The organism is Streptomyces sp. CA-181903, from assembly GCF_050937075.1.
GTDB lineage: Bacteria > Actinomycetota > Actinomycetes > Streptomycetales > Streptomycetaceae > Streptomyces.
Genome location: NZ_JBNJLY010000001.1, coordinates 866,318 through 885,249 on the forward strand (window position 1 = coordinate 866,318; position 18,932 = coordinate 885,249).

Annotated in this window: 10 protein-coding genes and 4 pseudogenes; 8 read left to right on the forward strand and 6 right to left on the reverse strand. The window is 74.1% G+C overall.

The window, feature by feature from the left end; all coding sequences use genetic code 11:
- Window positions 1-32: 32 nt before the first annotated feature.
- Entirely contained in the window at window positions 33-1,424 is a 1,392-nt protein-coding gene (locus ACQEVS_RS03655; protein ID WP_433015118.1) for a cytochrome P450, read from the forward strand.
- An 89-nt stretch (window positions 1,425-1,513) separates the two neighbouring features.
- Window positions 1,514-2,941 (forward strand): NAD(P)/FAD-dependent oxidoreductase, encoded by a 1,428-nt coding sequence (locus ACQEVS_RS03660; RefSeq protein WP_433015121.1) that lies wholly within the window; start codon window positions 1,514-1,516, stop codon window positions 2,939-2,941.
- Between the two features lie 137 nt (window positions 2,942-3,078).
- Here ACQEVS_RS03660 and ACQEVS_RS03665 read toward each other — a convergent pair.
- Window positions 3,079-3,393, reverse strand: a pseudogene (locus ACQEVS_RS03665) (hypothetical protein); the annotation flags it as partial.
- Window positions 3,394-3,779: 386 nt separating this feature from the next.
- Between ACQEVS_RS03665 and dhaK the strand changes: the two are divergent.
- The gene (gene dhaK / locus ACQEVS_RS03670; protein ID WP_433015124.1) at window positions 3,780-4,772 is read left to right on the forward strand and encodes a dihydroxyacetone kinase subunit DhaK; all 993 of its coding nucleotides are present in this window, start codon (window positions 3,780-3,782) and stop codon (window positions 4,770-4,772) included.
- 13 nt (window positions 4,773-4,785) lie between these two features.
- On the opposite strand, the gene ACQEVS_RS03675 is transcribed toward dhaK, so the two are convergent.
- The 4 genes from ACQEVS_RS03675 to ACQEVS_RS03690 form a co-directional block, all read right to left on the reverse strand.
- Window positions 4,786-6,204: an NADP-dependent succinic semialdehyde dehydrogenase gene (locus tag ACQEVS_RS03675; RefSeq protein WP_433015127.1), complete on the reverse strand. Its 1,419-nt coding sequence runs from the start codon at window positions 6,202-6,204 to the stop codon at window positions 4,786-4,788.
- A gap of 814 nt (window positions 6,205-7,018) precedes the next feature.
- Window positions 7,019-8,512, reverse strand: coding sequence for an MFS transporter (locus ACQEVS_RS03680; protein ID WP_433027222.1), 1,494 nt, complete (start codon window positions 8,510-8,512; stop codon window positions 7,019-7,021).
- Window positions 8,513-9,007: 495 nt separating this feature from the next.
- Window positions 9,008-9,565, reverse strand: coding sequence for a hypothetical protein (locus ACQEVS_RS03685; RefSeq protein ID WP_185940874.1), 558 nt, complete (start codon window positions 9,563-9,565; stop codon window positions 9,008-9,010).
- 139 nt (window positions 9,566-9,704) lie between these two features.
- Window positions 9,705-10,493 (reverse strand): glutamate racemase, encoded by a 789-nt coding sequence (locus tag ACQEVS_RS03690; protein WP_433015130.1) that lies wholly within the window; start codon window positions 10,491-10,493, stop codon window positions 9,705-9,707.
- Window positions 10,494-10,670: 177 nt separating this feature from the next.
- On the opposite strand from ACQEVS_RS03690, the gene ACQEVS_RS03695 reads away from it, so the two are divergent.
- Entirely contained in the window at window positions 10,671-11,831 is a 1,161-nt protein-coding gene (locus tag ACQEVS_RS03695; RefSeq protein ID WP_433027225.1) for a glycosyltransferase, read from the forward strand.
- A 51-nt stretch (window positions 11,832-11,882) separates the two neighbouring features.
- Here the strand turns inward: ACQEVS_RS03695 and ACQEVS_RS03700 are convergent, their stop codons facing one another.
- Window positions 11,883-13,205 (reverse strand): TerD family protein, encoded by a 1,323-nt coding sequence (locus tag ACQEVS_RS03700; protein ID WP_433015133.1) that lies wholly within the window; start codon window positions 13,203-13,205, stop codon window positions 11,883-11,885.
- Between the two features lie 208 nt (window positions 13,206-13,413).
- On the opposite strand from ACQEVS_RS03700, the pseudogene ACQEVS_RS03705 reads away from it, so the two are divergent.
- The 4 genes and pseudogenes from ACQEVS_RS03705 to ACQEVS_RS03720 form a co-directional block, all read left to right on the forward strand.
- Window positions 13,414-13,929: pseudogene (locus tag ACQEVS_RS03705) on the forward strand (DUF6643 family protein); the annotation flags it as partial.
- A 357-nt stretch (window positions 13,930-14,286) separates the two neighbouring features.
- Window positions 14,287-15,098 (forward strand): annotated as a pseudogene (locus ACQEVS_RS03710) (MOSC domain-containing protein).
- Between the two features lie 354 nt (window positions 15,099-15,452).
- Window positions 15,453-16,115 (forward strand): Rv1733c family protein, encoded by a 663-nt coding sequence (locus tag ACQEVS_RS03715; RefSeq protein ID WP_433015136.1) that lies wholly within the window; start codon window positions 15,453-15,455, stop codon window positions 16,113-16,115.
- Window positions 16,116-16,421: 306 nt separating this feature from the next.
- Window positions 16,422-18,844: pseudogene (locus ACQEVS_RS03720) on the forward strand (right-handed parallel beta-helix repeat-containing protein).
- The last annotated feature ends 88 nt before the right edge of the window (window positions 18,845-18,932 follow it).

Sequence of the window (18,932 nt, forward strand, 5' to 3'; positions counted from 1 at the left end):
CCGCTACCCCTCACAGCCCAGCCTGGAGAACCGTGTCCCACACACCTGTCGCCGCCCAGTCCCACCCCGCCCGCTCCGTCCCGCCCGTATTGCCCGGCGCCCTGCCCGTGGTCGGGCACGCCCTGCGCCTGCTGAACAACCCCGCGAAATTCCTCACCCTCGCGCCCGCCCACGGCCCGCTGTCACGCCTGCGCCTCGGCCCCCTGACCGCGACCCTCGTCAGCGACCCGAACCTCACCCGGCAGGTCCTCCTCGACGACGCTCTCTTCGACAAAGGCGGACCGCTGTACGACCGGATCCGCGACGTCATGGGCAACGGCCTGCTGAGCTGCCCCCACACCGATCACCGACCGCAGCGCCGGCTGCTGCAGCCCGCCTTCCACAAGGACCGGCTGCCCGCCCACCTCGACCTCATGGCCCGCGAGATCACGGACGGCGTCGCACGGTGGCAGGGGCGCCAAGTCGTCGACATGGCCGCCCAGGCGCAGGCCCTCACCGCCCGCGCCATCGTCGCCACCCTCTTCGACGGCACCCTCGACGCCGCCACCGTCGAAACCATGGTGGAAGACATGGGGGCCATCACCGCCGGCATCAACACACACGCCCTTCTGCCCGCCGCCTACACCCGCCTGCCCCTGCCCGCCCACCGTCGGTACTCCCGCGCCCAACGGCACCTGCGTTCCACTCTCGGCCGGATCATCGCCGAACACCGCTCCCGGACCACCGACCACGGCGACTTCCTGACCCTGCTCACCCAGGCCGGAACGGAGAGGCCGGCCCTGTCCGACAGGGAGATCAGCGACCAGGTCATCACCTTCTTCATCGCCGGCATGGAAACCACCGGCAACGCCCTCGCCTGGGCCGCACACCACCTTGCCCAAGACGCCGCTCTCCAACGCCAAGTCCACGCGGAGGCCGCCGCGTTGCCCCCAGGGCTTCTCTCCCACACCAGCCTTCCTCACCTGGAACTCACCGGGCACGTCGTCACCGAGAGCCTGCGCCACTACCCGCCCGTCTGGTTCCTGACCCGGACCGTCACCCGTGACACCGAACTGGGCGGCCACCCCCTGCGCCGCGGGGACACCGTCGTCATCAGCGCGCACCTCGTCCAGCACCTGCCCTCCGCGCACCCCCGCCCCGAGACCTTCGATCCAGGCCGCTGGACGTCCCCGCAGACCGAGCAACCCGTCCCCGGCTCCTTCATCCCCTTCGGCCTGGGCGCCCGCAAATGCATCGGCGACTCCCTCGGCGTGGGCGAACTCACCCTGGCCCTCGCCGCACTCACCCGCCGCTGGCACCTGGAACCCGCGAGCACCGCACCGGTCCGTTTCGCCAAGGACATCGTCATCCGCCCCCGCAACCTGCACCTGCGGCTACGGGCCCACCCCGGCACACCGCACACCACACCCCGGCCCGCGGACTGAACACCCCGGGCTCACGCGGAGCCGCCCGCGCGACGACGGCCGTGACCGACGACGCCCGCACACCTGACCGTCAGGAGGAACCACACAGCATGGGCGACCGACGAGAACCACCGGAGGAGACCCGCGACCACGCCGTGGTGCTGGGAGCCGGCCTGGCCGGCCTGCTGGCCGCCGCCGTCCTCAGGCGGCGGTTCGCCCGGGTCACCGTGGTGGACCGCGACCGGCTGCCGAGGGAGGGACCGGCCTACCGCCCCGGAGTGCCGCAGTCCCGCCACCTCCACACGTTCTGGTCGACCGGCATGGACGCCATCGCGGAGCTGCTCCCCGGCGTCATGGACGACTGGCTCCGGGCGGGCGGACGGGTCCTGGAGGTCCCCCGTGAAGTGCTCTGGCTCGGCCCGGCCGACTGGTTCGGGCCGATGCCCGGCGTGCCCGCCCTGTTCGCCCACCGGGAAGCCATCGAGTGGGGCATCCGGCACCAGGTCCTGCGCCAAGAGGGCATCACCCTGCTCGAACGGCACGAGGTCACCGGTCTGCTGCCCGCGGCGGACGGCTCCGTCGAAGGCGTCCGTCTCCGGCCCCGGCCGGCACCGGACGCCCCGGACGCCCGGGCCAGGACCGAACTGCGGGCCGGACTCGTCGTGGACGCCACCGGCCGCACCTCCAAGGCCCCCTCCTGGCTGACCGCCCTGGGACGCCCCGCCCCGGCCGTCTCCCGTTGCGACGCCCACTTCGCCTACGCCTCCCGCATCTTCCGGCCCGCACCCGAGCACCACGACGCCGCCCCCCTCTACGTGCAGGGCCGCCCCGGGGACAGCCGGGCCGGCGCGTGCCTCCCCGTCGGGCCCGACCGATGGGTCGTCACCCTCCTCGGAGTGGGCCCGGAGGCGCCTCCCGTACACGACGACGGCTTCCTCGACCACGCCCGCCGCCTGCGCAGCCCGCTGCTGTTCGAGCGTCTGCGCCACGCCGAGTTCCTCACCCCCACGGCAGGCTTCCGGGACACTGCCAACACACGTGTCCACTACGAGCGGATGACCGACTGGCCTGCCGGGTTCCTTGTCGTCGGGGACGCGGCCTGTAGCCTCAACCCGGTCTACGGCCACGGCATCACCGTGGCGGCGCTCGGCGTCCGCGCCCTCGCCGACGCCCTCACGGTGAGAACCGCGACGCGGCTCCGGGCGGAGGCACACACCGTTCAGCGCGCGATTGCCCGCACGGCACGGACGGCATGGGCCATCGCCACCGGCGAGGACATGCGTCACCCAGGGGCCGAGGGCCCGCGCCCGAACCGGTCCGGACGCCTTCTCCAGGGTTACATGCGCCGCCTGACCGCCGCCGCCGCCGACGATCCGCGGATCTCACGCCCCCTCTTCCAGGTCATGTCCCTCAGCGCGCCGCCCGCCGTTCTCCTGAGGCCCACGACGGTCCTGCGAGTCCTGTCCCACTCACACGCGGCGACCTCCCCGCCCTCAACCGCCCGCCTCGCTCCCCACCGACACGCTGACACAAGCTGACCCCGGCCTCCGGCTTGCCCCAGCCGACGATCTTTCACCACCTCGCAACCGGTGGAGCTGACGGAGGACCGGCTCGGTCCGAGATGGAGGGTGCGGCGACGCACGCGCCGTGAACTCGACCGGCGCCCGTGCCCGCGATCTGGAGCACGCTCCAGGTCCCGGTCCGTGCGCAGCTGCACTTCCAGGTCGCCGGTCCCGTGGTGGCCGAGCGCCGTGACGTCTCGGGTGAACGCGGGGACGAGGTCGACGGAGGCGACGGTCTCCAGTCCGAAGTGGTCGGTGCCGAAGAAGCGATAGCGGACCAGATCGATGCTGCGCCGGTGCTCGCGGATGGCGTGCACGTCGTAGCGGGTGAAATTGCCGGCGACGCAGATCAGCCTCGGTGCGCTCCACAGGACCTGATCCGCGACCGCTGCCCCGAGCCGGTCGCGGACCAGGTGCCCGAACTCCGCCGCGGTGCTGTACTCGCTCGCCAATCGACCGCATGGCCTCAGCCGCAACGGCACTGGTCGAGATTCTGTGACGGAGGCGAGATTCTGTGGCCCGACCGGCCGTCGAAGAACGGATGGCTGCCACAGCCGGCCGGCACATACGGTGCGAGCCACCCCAGTCGGCTTCCGCCTGCTGTCACTCTTGGCTACCGTGCGTCTATTACGCTCAGTGACAAGCCGCAGAAACTGACGAGCAATCAGGAAAGTCAGCATTAGGTCAGCCTCAGCACCGCCACAGACCGCGAACAACCGCCGGAGTCCGCCAAGATCGGTTACCCATGTCACTACACCTGACCTGCGGAAATGCAGGTCAGCGGCCTAACCGTCCGTCACCGAAGGAGTCCCCTGTGAAGATGCTCATCAACGTCCCCGAGTCCGTCGTCCCCGACGCCCTGCGGGGCATGGCCGCCGTTCATCCCGAGTTGGCGGTGGATGTCGAGGGGCGGGTGGTGCGGCGGCGGGATGCTCCGGTGGCGGGGAAGGTGGGGCTGGTGTCGGGGGGTGGGTCGGGGCATGAGCCGTTGCATGGGGGGTTCGTGGGGGTGGGGATGCTGGATGCCGCGTGTCCCGGGGAGATTTTCACGAGCCCTGTGCCCGATCAGATGGTGCGGGCCGCGGCTGCCGTGGACAGTGGGGCGGGCGTGTTGTTCGTCGTAAAGAACTACACCGGTGACGTCCTGAACTTCAACATGGCCGCCGAACTCGCCGAGGACGAGGGGGTCCAGGTCGCCAGCGTGCTCGTCAGCGACGACGTCGCGGTGACCGACAGCACGCACACGGCCGGCCGCCGGGGGACGGGGGCCACGCTGTTCGTGGAGAAGATCGCCGGGGCGGTGGCGGAGGCGGGGGCGCCGCTGGGGCGGGTCGAGTCGGTCGCCCGGCGGGTGAACGAGGCGTCGCGGAGCTTCGGCGTCGCGCTGTCGGCCTGTTCGACGCCGAGCAAGGGCGGTCCCACCTTCGACCTGCCGGCCGGTGAACTGGAGCTCGGAGTCGGGATCCACGGGGAGCCGGGGAGGGAGCGCCGGGCGATGATGACGTCCGGGGAGATCGCGGACTACGCCGTGCACGCGGTGCTGGACGACCTCCACCCCACCGGTCCGGTGCTCGCGCTGGTCAACGGGGCGGGTGGGACGCCGTTGCTGGAGCTGTACGGCTTCGCCGCGGAGGTGCACCGTGTGCTGCGCGAGCGCGGGGTGCCGGTGGCCCGGACGCTCGTAGGGAACTACGTCACCTCGCTGGACATGGCCGGCGCCTCCGTGACGCTGTGTCAGGTGGACGACGAGATGCTGCGGTGGTGGGACGCGCCCGTGCGGACGCCCGCGCTGCGGTGGGGGTGTTGAGCGCGCCCTGCGGTCAGGCGTCGGTGCCGGGCTCGGCTCCGTACCACACCGTGGTGACGTTGCAGAACTCGCGGATGCCCTGCCCCGACAGCTCGCGGCCGTAGCCGGAGCGCTTGACGCCGCCGAAGGGGAAGGCCGGGTGGGAGGCGGTCATGCCGTTGAAGAAGACGCCTCCCGCCTCCAAGTCGCGGACGAAGCGCCGCTGTTCGTCCTCGTCACGGGTCCAGACGTTGGAACTCAGGCCGAACGGGGAGTCGTTGGCGACCTCCACCGCCTCGTCGAGGCCCGCGACGCGGTAGACGGTGGCGACCGGGCCGAACGCCTCCTCGCGGTGGATCCGCATCTCCGGGGTGACGTCGCTGAGCACGGTCGGCTCGTAGAACCAGCCGCCCGCCAGCTTCCCGGGCAGGGCGGGCCGGCCGCCGCCGCAGCGGGGCACCGCGCCCCGCCGTACCGCGTCGTCGACCAGTTCCTCGACGTCGGCGCGGCCCTGCTCGGTGGCGAGGGGGCCGACGTCGGTGGCCTCGTCCAGGGGGTCGCCGACGGTCAGGCCGTCCATGCGGGCGGTGAAGCGCTCCAGGAACGTCTCGTAGACGTCCGTGTGGACGATAAAACGTTTCGCGGCGATGCAGGACTGGCCGTTGTTCTGGACCCGGGCCGTCACCGCCGTCCGGACGGCGCGGGCCAGGTCGGCGGAGGGCATCACCACGTACGGGTCGCTGCCGCCCAGTTCCAGGACCGTCTTCTTGATCTCGTCGCCCGCGACGGACGCGACCGAGCGGCCCGCCGGTTCGCTGCCGGTGAGGGTCGCGGCCGCGACGCGGGGGTCGCGCAGGACGGACTCGACGGCGCCGGAGCCGATGAGCAGCGTCTGGAAGCAGCCCTCGGGGTAGCCGGCCCGGCGGAAGAGGTCCTCCAGGTAAAGGGCCGTCTGCGGCACGTTGGACGCGTGCTTGAGCAGCCCGACGTTGCCGGCCATCAGCGCGGGGGCCGCGAACCGGATCACCTGCCACAGCGGGAAGTTCCACGGCATGACGGCCAGCACGGGGCCCAGCGGGCGGTGGTGGACGCGGACGGCCGACGCGCCCGAGTCCGCGACCGCGTCGGCCGGCGGGTGCTCGTCGGCGAGCAGCGCCTCGGCGTGCTCGGCGTACCAGCGCATGGCCTTCACGCACTTGGCCGCCTCCGCGCGGGCGGCCGCGAGCGGCTTGCCCATTTCGACGGTCATGGTGCGGGCGATGTCGTCCCCGTCCTCCTCCAGGAGGTCGGCGGCGCGGCGGAGGAGCCGGGACCGCTCGGCGAAGTCCCGGGTCCGGTGGTGCCGGAACGCGGCGGCCGCGGCGGCCACCCGCCGCTCGATCCCGTCCGGGGCCAGGGCCTCGAACGTCTTCAGGGTCTCACCGGTCGCGGGGTTCACCGTGGCGATGGGCATGGGCGTCCTTCCTCAGCGGCGGCTCGGGGGACCCGGCGACGGCACCGGGCGCCCCGCGCGGTCCGGCCCGTGGGCGGCCCGTCCCCGTCCGCCCGTACGGCCGGGGCGGCACCGGCGCGGTGCCGGGTCTCCTCGTCTCGACCTTGCGGCGCTCCGCCTGCCCGCGCAAGGCGGCCGTACGCACCGGGCGGGCTGCCCACGGGCCGGACCGCCCCGGCGTCGGGAACGGGCGCGGCCACCCTCTCCGTCCCGGCGCGGCGCGGCTCCGTTCCCGGCCGGCGTGGCACGGGCTTCCTGCCATGGCCCACCCGGCACGGCCGGTGGCCTCCCCCGGCGCGGGCCCGCCCCTCCCCGGTCCCAACCGGGTACGACCTCCTTCCCCAGCCTGGCGCGGCGTGGCTCCCCACCCCGCTCGGCGCGGCACGACCGCCCTTCCCCCGCGAGCACGGCCCCCCGGAGCCGGCCCGGCGCGGCCGGCCTCTCCCGGCGCCGGCCCGACCCCGCCGGGCCCAGGCGCGTTCCCCCGACCCGGCGCGTCCCCGCCTCCTCCCCGCCCGGTCCCGGACGCCGGAACGGCCGCTCCGCCCCGGCCGCGCGCGGCGGGCGGGAGGAGCGGCCGTGCGGTACGACGCGTGGCGGGTGCCGCCAGCGGTCCCCCTGCGGGCCCCCGGGCCACGCGGGGGCCGGTAAGGGGCCCGTTCGGCACCGAGTCACCGCCGGCGGCCAAGCCGCACCGCGGTCACCGCCGGCAGCCAAGCTGCCAAGCCGGCACCGCGTCACCGCCAACGGCCAAGCCGCGGTGTCCGAGCGCCGCTCAGCGCGGCGGCTTCTCCCGGGCCTCGTCCGCCGCCCGGCCCGGGCCCGGCAGCCGGGTGCGGCCGGCGAAGCCCGTATCCCAGCGGCCGACGCTCCCCGCCGTCGGTCCGGCCGGGCCGGAGCCGGCCTCCGCGGCCATCGCGCCGCCCCGCTCCGGCAGGCCGGACGGGATGACGGTGCCCTCCACCGCGGAGACCTCCGGGCGGTCCGGGAGGAGCCGGGTGCGGTAGAGGAGGGTGACGGCGAGGGCGGAGGAGAGGCCGAAGGTGACGCAGCCGATCCAGGGCAGCCACGGGCACTCGTACTGCTTGCTGATGTCCATCGTCCAGCCGACGACGGCGTTGCCGCCGGCGGCGGTCAGCCCGGCGAAGACGTAGAACAGTCCGAAGTAGGTGCCGGCGAGCGTCTCGCGGCCGAACCGGGGGATCATCTCCAGCACGGCCGGGTGGGCGACCATGGTGCCGACGAACAGCAGCAGCGCCCCGATCAGCATGACCACCATCCGCGGCACGACCTCGCGCAGCCCGTCGGGCGGCCCGTCGGTGCAGATCAGCAGGGGTGGGACGAAGCCGAGGCCCATGAGGACGAGTCCGCCGCCGACCCACCGGCTGCCGCCGCCGTGCCGTTCCAGGGCGCGGGTGATGGGCATCTGGAAGAGGTTGACGGCGGCGCCGGCGCCGAGCAGCACCCCGGCGGCGCCCTCCCAGCCGGACGCCTGTTTCGCCCCGGCGGGCAGCAGCAGGCAGAGCTGGTTCTCCACGGTGAACATGCCGGTCGTGGCGAGGGAGAACAGCAGGAACCGGCGGTTGCCGAAGACCTCCAGCCAGTCGCCGAGGACGGTGCTCCGGTCGGCGGCGGGGGCCGGCCGCTCCGGGATGACCATGGCCTGCGCGACGGTGAGCAGCGCGTAGACGCCGGCGGCGGCCACGGCGCAGATCCGGAAGTCGGCGCGGATCAGCACGCTGCCGAGGAGCAGCCCGATCAGCGAGCCGATGGTCGCGTAGACGTTGAGCAGGGCGAACGCCTCGGCCTTGCGGTCCCCCGCCTCCAGGGCGACGTAGGCCCGGGCGGACGGGTAGAAGAGGCCGGCGGCCAGTCCGTTGAGCAGCGAGGCCCCGAGGACGACCGGCAGCGTGGTGCCGAAGGCGAAGAGGGAGAAGCCCATGGTGCGCAGTGCGCATCCGGTGATGATGACCGCGCGCGGGCCCAGCCGGTCGGCGGCCGAGCCGCCGAGGAGGAACAGGCCCTGCTGGCCGAGGTTGCGCACGCCGAGCACCAGCCCGACGAGCGCGTCGGACATTCCGAGTTCCTGACCCAGATATGCCGCGAGAAATGGCACCAGGATATAGAACCCGATGTCGATGCCAAACTGGTTGATCAGTAGCAGTCGCAATGCGAGAGGAAACTCGCGAGTGACCCGAAAAGCTTTCATGCGCGTCCCTGCATTCAGCTCGAACAGGCGAGAAAAATCCCCCTGAACCGAGGTGGGCATGGAGGCCCGGAGGGTTTGACAGTGCGCAAAGCGATAGGGACGGCTGCCGTCCTGACCTCGTGCTTCGTCCTGATCCACAGTGGTGATCAGAGGCCGCGGCACCCCCGCCGTCCGGTTCGTCAGAATGCCCTTCCCACGGGTTGTCACCCGGCGGGAAAAGCCGCACTCACTGACGTGGGATCGAGCGGTCGATCATATGCTTTTGCGGTGCATCCTCAACGACTCCCGACTGCGCTCGGAAGAATACGCACCCCACACGTTAGCAAAGCAAACGGTTCCCGGATAGAGCGGATGTCGGGGACTTCAAGTGACACGGCCGAGGAGTGGCTGAATTTGTTTCCGCCTTTTCCTTCGAACGCTGGAACTCGCGTACTGTGAACTGGCCTCCGACGGCCGGAGCGTCAGGCGGTGGCGGGTCCGGAGGCCCGGCGGACGTCACACGACGGGGGCATTCAGATCCGGGAAGCGCCCTGAGGGGTCCGGAGGGGGCGTGTCTCAGACGGAAGCGGGTCGTCCGCCGGCGAGGCCGAGCCGGTCGCGGATCACCCGCACGGCGGCCTCCGCGTCGTCCACCGTGACCGTGAACGAGCGCCCGTCGCCCAGCCGGAGCACGAAGCCCTCGCCCCGGCGCACCACGACCGCCGTCCCCTGCTCCGGCCGCCAGCGGTAACCCCAGCCGCCCCACTGGCGGGGGGTGACCCGGGGCGCGAACGCGGCGTCGACGACCTGGGCGAGGGGGATGCGGGTCCGGGGCAGCCCGATGTGGCCGCAGCGGACCTCCAGTGTCTCCTTGTCGACACGCACCGCCACGTGCACGAACGCGACCGTGCCGTAGAGCATCAGCAGCCCGGCGGCGACGCAGCCGACGACGGACATCACCAGCGGGATGATCCCCGAGGTCCAGGGGTGCGCGACGGCCAGGTCGATGCCCAGCGCCATGCAGGCGGCTCCGGCGGCGGCGAGCAGCCACTGCACGCGGTTGGTGGCGCGGCCCGTCCAGACGGCGGACTCGCTGTCGTCGTGCCCCTTCGGGGCCTCCGGCTGGTCCCTCATACCAGGCAGCGTACCGAGGTTCCGCCCGGGCGGCAGGGGTCTCCACGGGGACGGCCCGGACGCGTACCGGTCTCCGCACCCGATAAGGGCCCCTCAAGAGCGTCCCGTCCCGGCCCTTACGGGCGGCCCGCCCCGGCCCCTACGGGCGGCCCGCCCCCACCGTCGTCAGGGAACGTGCCTCCGGGTAGCTCAGCGAGGCCGCGTCGAGGGCCCCTTCGCGTCCCCCGAGCAGCACCGTCAGCCGGCCCGTCGGTTCCGCGTCCGGCGCCGGGGCGGCGCCGATCCGGCGCAGCGCCTGGGCGGCCACCGCGCCGGCCGAGTCGTACAGGACCAGCGGCGGCCCGGCGGGCGGCTGGACGGCGGCCCGGATCCGCTCGGCGACCAGCTCGTAGTGGGTGCAGCCGAGGACGACGGCGCGGACGTCGCGCGGGGTGCGGGCCGCCGCCGAGGCGATGGCGGCGTCGATGGCCGCGTCGTCGGCCCACTGGACCGCGTCGGCGAGCCCGGGGCAGGCCACCTCGGTGACGTCGACGCCGGCCGCGAACTCGCGGATGAGGCCGCGCTGGTAGGGGCTGCCGGTGGTGGCCGGGGTGGCCCAGATGGCGAACGGGCCGCCGCCCGCCGCCGCCGGCTTGATCGCGGGCACCGTGCCGATCACCGGAAGTCCCGGCTCCAGCTCGGCCCGTACGGCGGCCAGCGCGTGGACCGAGGCGGTGTTGCAGGCGATGATCAGGGCGTCCGGGCGCTGTGCGGCGGCGGCGCGCGCGCAGCCCAGGGCGAGTTCGGTGACGTCCTGCGGGGTGCGGGGACCCCAGGGCATGCTGCCGGGGTCGGAGGAGAGGACCAGATCGGCGTCGGGCCGCAACCGGTGCACGGCGGCCGCCGCCGCGAGGAGGCCGTTGCCGGAGTCCATGAGCGCGATCTTCACCCGGTCACTTTAATGGATGGGCGGCACACGGGTTAATGGGGCGGACGGCGGATGGGACCGCGGAGACCGCGCCGCCGCCCGTTTCGACCCGACTTCTCCGGCCCCTGACACGGGCCGTCCGCGATCCGGGCGCCCGCGCCCCGGGGCCCGTCGGGCAGACTGCGGCGGGTGAACGCGCTGACATGGATCTCCGTCGGTTCCCTGGCCGCGTGGCTGTGGCTGCTGCTGGGCCAGGGCTTCTTCTGGCGCACGGACGTGCGCCTGCCGGACCGCCGGCCACCGGACGACTGGCCGTCCGTGGCGATCGTGGTGCCCGCCCGGGACGAGGCGGAGGTGCTTCCGGAGAGCCTGCCGTCGTTGCTGGCCCAGGACTACCCGGGCCGGGCCGAGGTGTTCCTGGTCGACGACGGCAGCACGGACGGCACCGGTGAACTGGCCCGGTCGCTGGCCGCCGAGCGCGGCGGGCTGCCGGTGACCGTGGACTCCCCCGGCGAACCGGGGCCCGGGTGGACCGGCAAGCTGTGGGCCGTACGGCACGGGATGGCACTGGCCCGCGCCCGTACCGACGCCGAGTACCTGCTGCTGACGGACGCCGACATCGCGCACGCGCCCGGCAGCCTGCGCGAACTCGTCGCGGCGGCCTGTGCGGCCGACCTCGACCTGGTGTCGCAGATGGCCCGGCTGCGGGCGGTCACCCCGTGGGAGCGGCTGATCGTCCCGGCCTTCGTGTACTTCTTCTCGCAGCTCTACCCGTTCCGCTGGGTCAACCGGCCCGGCGGCCGGACGGCGGCGGCGGCCGGCGGCTGCGTCCTGCTGCGCCGGGAGGCGGCGGAGCGGGCCCGGATCCCGGACGCCATCCGCCACGCGGTCATCGACGACGTGACGCTGGCGCGTGCGGTCAAACGCACCGGCGGCCGCATCTGGCTGGGCCTCGCCGAACAGGTGGACAGCATCCGCCCCTACCCCCGGTTGGGGCAGCTGTGGCGGATGGTGTCCCGCAGTGCTTACGCGCAACTGCTGTACCAGCCGCTGCTGCTGCTCGCCACGGTGGCGGGCCTGGCCGTGGTCTACCTCGCGCCGCCCACGGCCGTGGTGGCGGGCGCCGCCACCGGCAGCCTCCCGGTGCTGGCGGCCGGGGCGGCGGCGTGGGCGGTGATGACGGGCACGTACCTGCCGATGCTCCGCTACTACCGGCAGCCGCCGTGGCTCGCGCCGCTGCTCCCGTTCACCGCCGCGCTGTACCTGCTGATGACGGTCGACTCGGCGGTCCAGCACTACCGGGGCCGGGGCGCGGCCTGGAAGGGGCGGACGTACGCCCGCCCCGAGGCCGCCCCGTGAGAGCCCGCTCCGGGCGCCCGGCCGGCGTCACTTCCGTCCGGGCGTCCGGCGTCACTTCCGTCCGGGCGTCCAGTTCATGCCCCAGCCGTACGCGCGGTCCAGCGTGCGCTGCGGGCTGACGCCCCGGTCGGGGACCAGGTAGCGGGCCTCGCGCTGGACGACGAGGTCGCCGCCGTTGTTGGTGATGAGGGCCAGCGCGCAGACGTTGGACGGCACGGTGCACTCGTCGAGCGAGAAGTCGATGGGCGCGCCGTGCTGCGGCTGGAGGGTGACCGTGGCGTGGAGGCCCGCGAAGCTGCTGGCCCCCTGGTAGATCGTGACGAAGACGAGGATGCGCCGGAAGTCACGGCTGTGGTCGAGGTTGACGGTGAGGTTCTCGCCCTGCGCCGCGGCGCCGGTGCGGTCGTCGCCGTCGAGGTGGATGTAGGGCGGGCGCCGGAGTGAGCCGAAGGAGTTGCCGAGGGCCTGCACCACGCCCTTCGTCCCGTCGTTGAGCTCGAAGAGGCAGCCGAGGTCGAGGTCCAGGTCGCCCTGGAGCGCCCGGGTGAGACGGCGGCCCCAGCCACTGCCCTTGGCCGGTTCCTGCTGCCGCATCTGCCAGTTGAGGTTGACGCGCAGCGCGCCGGACGTGCCGCCCTGCTTGGTGAGCGAGACGGACGGGGCTTCCTTGGTGAGCGTGACCTTGCTCAGGCTCACGGGCCGGGCGGCGGGGGCCGCGGCGGGCGGTGCCGCGGGGGAGGCCGGGGCGGCGGCCGGAGCCGGCGCGGCAACGGGGGCCGGAGGGGCGGCGGGAGCGGCGGAGGCCGGAGGGGCAGTGGAGGCGGCGGAAGCCGGAGGGGCGGCGGGCCCCGGATCGTCCACCGAGATGCCGAAGTCGGTCGCCAGGCCGGCGAGCCCTCTGTCGTACCCCTGGCCGACCGCCCGGAACTTCCACTCCCCCTGCCGCCGGTAGAGCTCGCCGAGCACGAAGGCCGTCTCGACCGTCGCGTCCTCGCTGTCGAAGCGCGCCAGCTCCGCGCCGCCCGCCGCGTCGAAGACCCGTACGTACAGCCCCGGGACCTGCCCGAACGTGCCGCCGTCGGCGGAGGCCGCGACCACGACGGTCTCCACCTCGGGCTCCACCGAGGCCAGGTCGACGGCCAGGGTGTCGGTCACCGCGCCGGCCGCCGGCACCTTGCCCTCGTGCCGTACCGCGCCGGAGGTGTGCACGGCCTGGTTGTAGAAGACGAAGTCCGCGTCGGAGCGGACCCGGCCGCCGGCGAGCAGCAGCGCGGAGGCGTCCACGTCCGGTACGCCGGGGCCGGTCCGCCAGCCCAGTTCTATCCGCACCGCCGGCGCCGGAATCCGGACGTTGGTGCCCTTGAGCATCCCCATCTGCCACCCCTGTAGAGCGATTCCCGGACGAGCCCCTGGTCAGGCCCTGAAGGATCCGGTCTCTCACACCGGTCCAACGTACCGTGGTCCCCGAATTCTCCGACTTCGCCCCGATTGGTCGTCGGCACCGCAGGGGCCTCCGGAACCAACCCGGGTACCTGACTCCCCAACCGGCACACCGTGGGCTTAACTTAAGGGGTATGACCTCCCCCGCAGTGCCTACGGCAGCGGCTACTACTCCGCGTCGTCGTTCCCGGACACCCCCATCTACGACAGTCTCGTCGCCGAGCGGGGCACCCCGCAGATCGCCCCGATCCGGGTGTCGGCCCCCTTCGACGGCGGGAGCAATCTGCCCGCGCTGCCCGCTCTCCCCTCCGGCCCCTCCGGTCACGGCCCGGGCCCGATGCAGGCGGCCAACCCGGTGCAGCCGCTGCACAGCGGGTACGCCCAGCAGCCCCCGCAGTACGGGCAGGGCGCCCCGCAGCCGGCCGGACTGCAGCAGGCGCCCGGGCCGTACATCCCGCAGCAGGCGTCGGCGCAGCGCGGCTACCCCGGCCCGCAGCAGTACCAGCAGCCGCAGGCGGGGCCCGCCGGCCCGGCGGGGTACGACGCGATGCGCCCGGTGGCGCCCCGCCCGGCGCCCGGTCCGTCCGGACAGCCCGGCCAGCCCGGGGCGTACGAAGGTCCGTACCAGCGCCCGTATTCGGGCCCGGGGAGTTACTGACCGGGGGCGACGGACGGCCGGGGCCCCGCACTCGCCCGAACCCGCGGGTGCGCACCGGATCCGGCCGGGCAGGATGGCCCCATGGCTGCGTCTTCCGATATGGCTGTGTCTCCTGGATCTTCGGGCACGCCCGGTTCTGCGGGTTCTGCGGGCACGCCTGGTTCTGCGGGTTCTGCGGACACGCCTGGTTCTGCGGGCACGCCCGGCTCTTCGGGCACGCCCGGCTCTTCGGGCACGCCCGGCTCTTCGGGCACGCCCGGCTCTTCGGGTCCATCCGGCCTGTCCGATCCGACGAGGCCGACGAGTCCGGCGGGTCCGCCCGGCCGTCCCGGTCCTGTCGGCCCTTCCCCCTCGCTCCTGTCGCTCCACGTCCACCCGGTGAAGTCGATGGCGGGGGCTCTCCCGGGTGGGCGACCGTGGAGCCGTGGGGGCTCGCCGGGGACCGGCGGTGGATGGTGACCGCGCCCGACGGCCGGTTCCTCACTCAACGGCAGCTTCCCCGGCTGGCGTTGGGGGCGGCCCGCGGGCTGCCCGGGGGCGGGGTGCGGATCTCCGGCCCGGGGGCCGCCCCTCTGGACGTACCGGTGCCCGATCCCGGGCGGCGGGGCACGGTCACCGTGGAGGTGTTCCGGGACAAGGTCGAGGCGGTGCCCGCGGGCCCCGAGGCCGACGCCTGGCTGACCGCCTTCCTGGGCGTCGAGGCCCGGCTGGTGCACATGGACGACCCGGCGGTCCGGCGCCCGGTCGACCCCCGGTACGGGCGGCCGGAGGACCGGGTCGGCTTCGCCGACGGCTTTCCGCTGCTGCTCACCACCGCCGCGTCGCTCGCGGCGCTCAACTCGCTGATCGCCGAAGGCGAGCACCCGGACGAGGGCCCGCTGCCGATGGACCGCTTCCGCCCGAACGTGGTGGTCGGCGGCACCCGCGCGTGGGAGGAGGACGGCTGGCGCCGGGTGCGGCTGGGCGAGGTGGCCTTCCGGGTCGTCAAACCCTGCGGGCGCTGCGTCGTCACCACCACCGACCAGCGCACGGCCGCGCGCGGCCGGGAGCCGCTGCACACCCTGGCCCGCCACCGGCGCGGCGCGACCGGGCTCGTCTTCGGGCAGAACCTGGTCCCGGAGCATCCCGGAGTGCTGCGGATCGGGGACCCGTTCGAAGTCCTCGGCTGAATCGCCCGAGCCTTCCGAACCACCTGAACAGTCGCGGTCGCCCGAATAGCCCGAATTCGCCGCGGTCTCCCCGAGGCCCTTGCCCAAAGGCCCTTGCCCAAAGGGGCATGCCCGAAGGCGCTCACTCGAAGCCCCCCGCCCTCTTGCCCCTCCTCGGATCTTCGAAGGCCCTCACTTGAAGACCCCCGCCTGAGAGCCCCCTCAAGACCGTCCGCGCGCCGGCGCGCCCCCGTGCGCCCCGGCGCGTCAACGCACAGCCCCCCGCCCTCCACCGGGAGTGATTCCGCCCTCCGCGACGCCTTTTCCCGCATGCGACGCCTCCTGTGAGGTAATGAGACGCAGGGGGTGAGCTTCATGAACGCGACGTCCCGGATGCGGTCCTGGACCCGGCGGTCCGCCCGAGGGTTCGCCGGCCGATTCGCCCGGCGATTCGCCTGGCGCTGGCGGCGGAATCCACTGCGCCGTCCCACCGATGTCCTGGAGAACTGGATCGGGTTGGCGGCGGTGGTCCTGATGCTCGTCGTCGGCCCGCTGGCGGGGCTGCTGGCGGGCTCGTCCGCCCACGCGGTGCTGCGGCAGACGGCCCGTGAACAGCAGTCCCACCGGCACCTGGTGAGCGCGGTCGCGCTCCGCCCGGAGCCGGTGCGCGCCGCCGCGGGCGACCGCGAGGGCACGCCGGGCCGGGACGGCTACCACCGGATCCTGGCCGGCTGGCAGGGCCCGGACGGCGGTCCGCGCACCGGCCTCGTGCCGCTCCGGGGCGCGGAGATACCCGGTCGGCGGTTCCCCCTGTGGACGGACGACCAGGGCCGGCTCGCCGGCCGTCCGCTGGACGGCACCACGGCGTCCGTCCACGCCGTGCTCGCGGGCGTCGGGGCCGGTGTCGCCGCGGCGGGCGCGGTGCACGGGCTGCGCCGCCTGGTCATGTGGCGGATCCTCCGACGGCGGTACGAGCGGTGGGAGCGCGCGTGGGAGCGGGCCGGGCACACCTGGGGCCGGGCCGACGCGGGCAGCTGAGCGCCGACGCGGCGAGCGGAGCGGTGCCACGGGGAGCCGGGCACCGCCACGGCGGGCCGAACGGAGCCGTAGGGAGCCGGGCGTCACCACGACGAGACGAACGGAGCCGTAGGAAGCCGGGCGTCACCACGACGAGACGAACGGAGCCGTAGGGAGCCGGGCGTCACCACGACGAGACGAACGGAGCCGCGGGCGGTCAACTCCCGTGCCCGGCGCACGCTACGGTGGAGCGGCCGGTACGCACCGGTCCCGGGCGGCTCGTCCGTCCCGGGCGGCAGACGCACGAGGTGGGGGCGCGACAGCACCATGGCACAGGGCTCGGTCCAGGTGACGCACGGCGGCCCGTCGCGCTGGCGGCGGCGCACCGGGGAGTACGTATCGCTCGCGGCCGCCCTGGAGGCGGCGGCGGACGGGGACGTGCTGTCCGTCGCCCCCGGCACCTACCGGGAGAACCTGGTGGTCGGCCGCGCGATCACGCTCAGGGGCGCGGACGGGGTGCCCGGTTCGGTGCGGATCGCCCCGCCGGAGGGGGTGGCGCTCACCGTCCGGGCGTCGGCCGCGCTGCGGGACCTCCAAGTGGAGGGGCAGGACGCGGCGGTGCCCGCGCTGCTGGTGGACGGGGGCGCGCCGGAGCTCACCGGGCTGCGGGTGGTGACGCGTTCGTCGGTGGGCATCGAGGTGCGCGGGGGCGCGCGGCCGACGGTGCGCCACTGCACGGTCGACAACGCGGCGGGCGTCGGCGTGGCGGTGCTGGACCGGGCCGGCGGGGTCTTCGAGGAGTGCGAGGTGCTGGCGGCCGGGCAGTCGGGCGTCACCGTGCACGACGGCGGCGGCCCGCGTCTGGAGCGTTGCCGGGTGCACCACGCGCGGGGCGCCGGGCTGTCGGTGACGGGCGAGGCCAGCACGCTGGAGGCGATCGGCTGCGAGGTGTACGAGATCCGGGGCGCCGGTGTGCGGATGGCCGAGCGGGCGGCCGGGCGGCTGTCCGACTGCCGGGTGCACCGGGTGGCGGGCGACGGCGTGACGCTGGACACCGGCGCCGTCCTGGCGCTGGACGACTGCGACATCCACGACGTCCCGGAGAACGCGGTGGATCTGCGGGCGCGTTCGGTGCTGACGATGGCCCGCTCCACGGTGCGCCGGTTCGGGCGGAACGGCCTGTCGGTCTGGGATCCGGGCACCCGCGCGGAGGCCGTCGGGTGCGAGCTCCAGGACAGCACGGGCGACTATCCGGCGGTGTGGGTGAGTGACGGCGCCACGGCCGTCCTCACCTCCTGCCGGGTGCACGACGTGCCGGACGCGCTGTTCGTCCTGGACCGCGGCTCGTGCGCGGAGGTCACCGACAGCGATCTTTCGCGGATCCGCGGGACGGCGGTGTCGGTGAGCGGCGGGGCGACCGCGCGGCTCGACGACTGCCGGATCCGAGAGGCGACGACCGGCGCCTGGTTCCGCGACCACGGCAGCGGCGGGACGCTCAGGGGCTGCGCCGTCGACGCGACGGCCACGGGCGTGATCGTCACCAAGGGCGCGGACCCCACCTTCGAGGACTGTTCGGTGAGTTCGCCGCTGGAGGCGGGGTTCTACGTGTCGGCCGAGGGCCGGGGCACGTTCCGGCACTGCCGGGTGACGGGCAGCGGCGGTTACGGCTTCCACGTCATCGACGGGTGCCGGGCGACGCTGACCCGCTGCCACACCGAGCGCTGCGCGCGCGGCGGTTACGAGTTCGCGGACAGCGGGGGCGGGCACGCGGACGGCGGCGGTCCGGGCCCGCTGAGCGAGGGCTGCACGAGCGACGAGCCGGTGCCCGTACGCGTCCCGGGCCCGGCGGTGACGGAACGCTCGCGGCCGACACCCGACGCGCCGGCCCTCGCGCCGCCCCGGCCCCCCTTCCCGCGCCGCGTCAGGACGAGGGCTCGGCACGCCCGCCGGCGACGGTCCTCGGCGAACTGGACGCGCTGGTGGGCCTGGAGAGCGTCAAGAAGGAGGTGCGGGCGCTCACCGACATGATCGAGGTGGGCCGCCGCCGGCAGGAGGCGGGCCTGAAGGCCGCCTCCGTCCGCCGCCACCTGGTCTTCACCGGCTCCCCCGGCACCGGCAAGACGACGGTGGCGCGGCTGTACGGCGAGATCCTGGCCTCGCTCGGCGTCCTGGAACGCGGCCACCTGGTGGAGGTCTCCCGGGTGGACCTGGTCGGCGAGCACATCGGCTCGACGGCCCTGCGCACCCAGGAGGCGTTCGAACGCGCCCGGGGCGGCGTCCTGTTCATCGACGAGGCGTACGCGCTGGCCCCCGAGGACTCGGGCCGCGACTTCGGCCGGGAGGCCATCGACACGCTGGTGAAGCTGATGGAGGACCACCGGGACTCGGTGGTGGTGATCGTCGCCGGTTACACGGCCGAGATGGAGCGCTTCCTGACCGTCAACCCCGGCGTGGCGTCCCGCTTCTCCCGCACCATCACCTTCGGCGACTACGCCCCCGAGGAGCTGCTGCGGATCGTCGAACAGCAGGCGGAGGAGCACGAGTACCGCATCGGCGAGGGCGCGGCCGAGGCCCTCCTCCACTACTTCCGCACGGTCCCCCGCGGCCCGGCCTTCGGCAACGGCCGCACGGCACGCCAGACCTTCGAGGCCATGGTCGAACGGCACGCGGGCCGGGTGGCCCAGCTGACGCACCCGAGCAAGGACGACTTGACGCTGCTGTACGCGGAGGACCTGCCGGGGGTGCCGTAGGACGAACGGCCGCGCGGGCACCGGAAGTCGACACCGGTGAAGCTCCTCGGGGGATCCCCTGCCCCGACACCCGCGTGGTCAGGGTCTC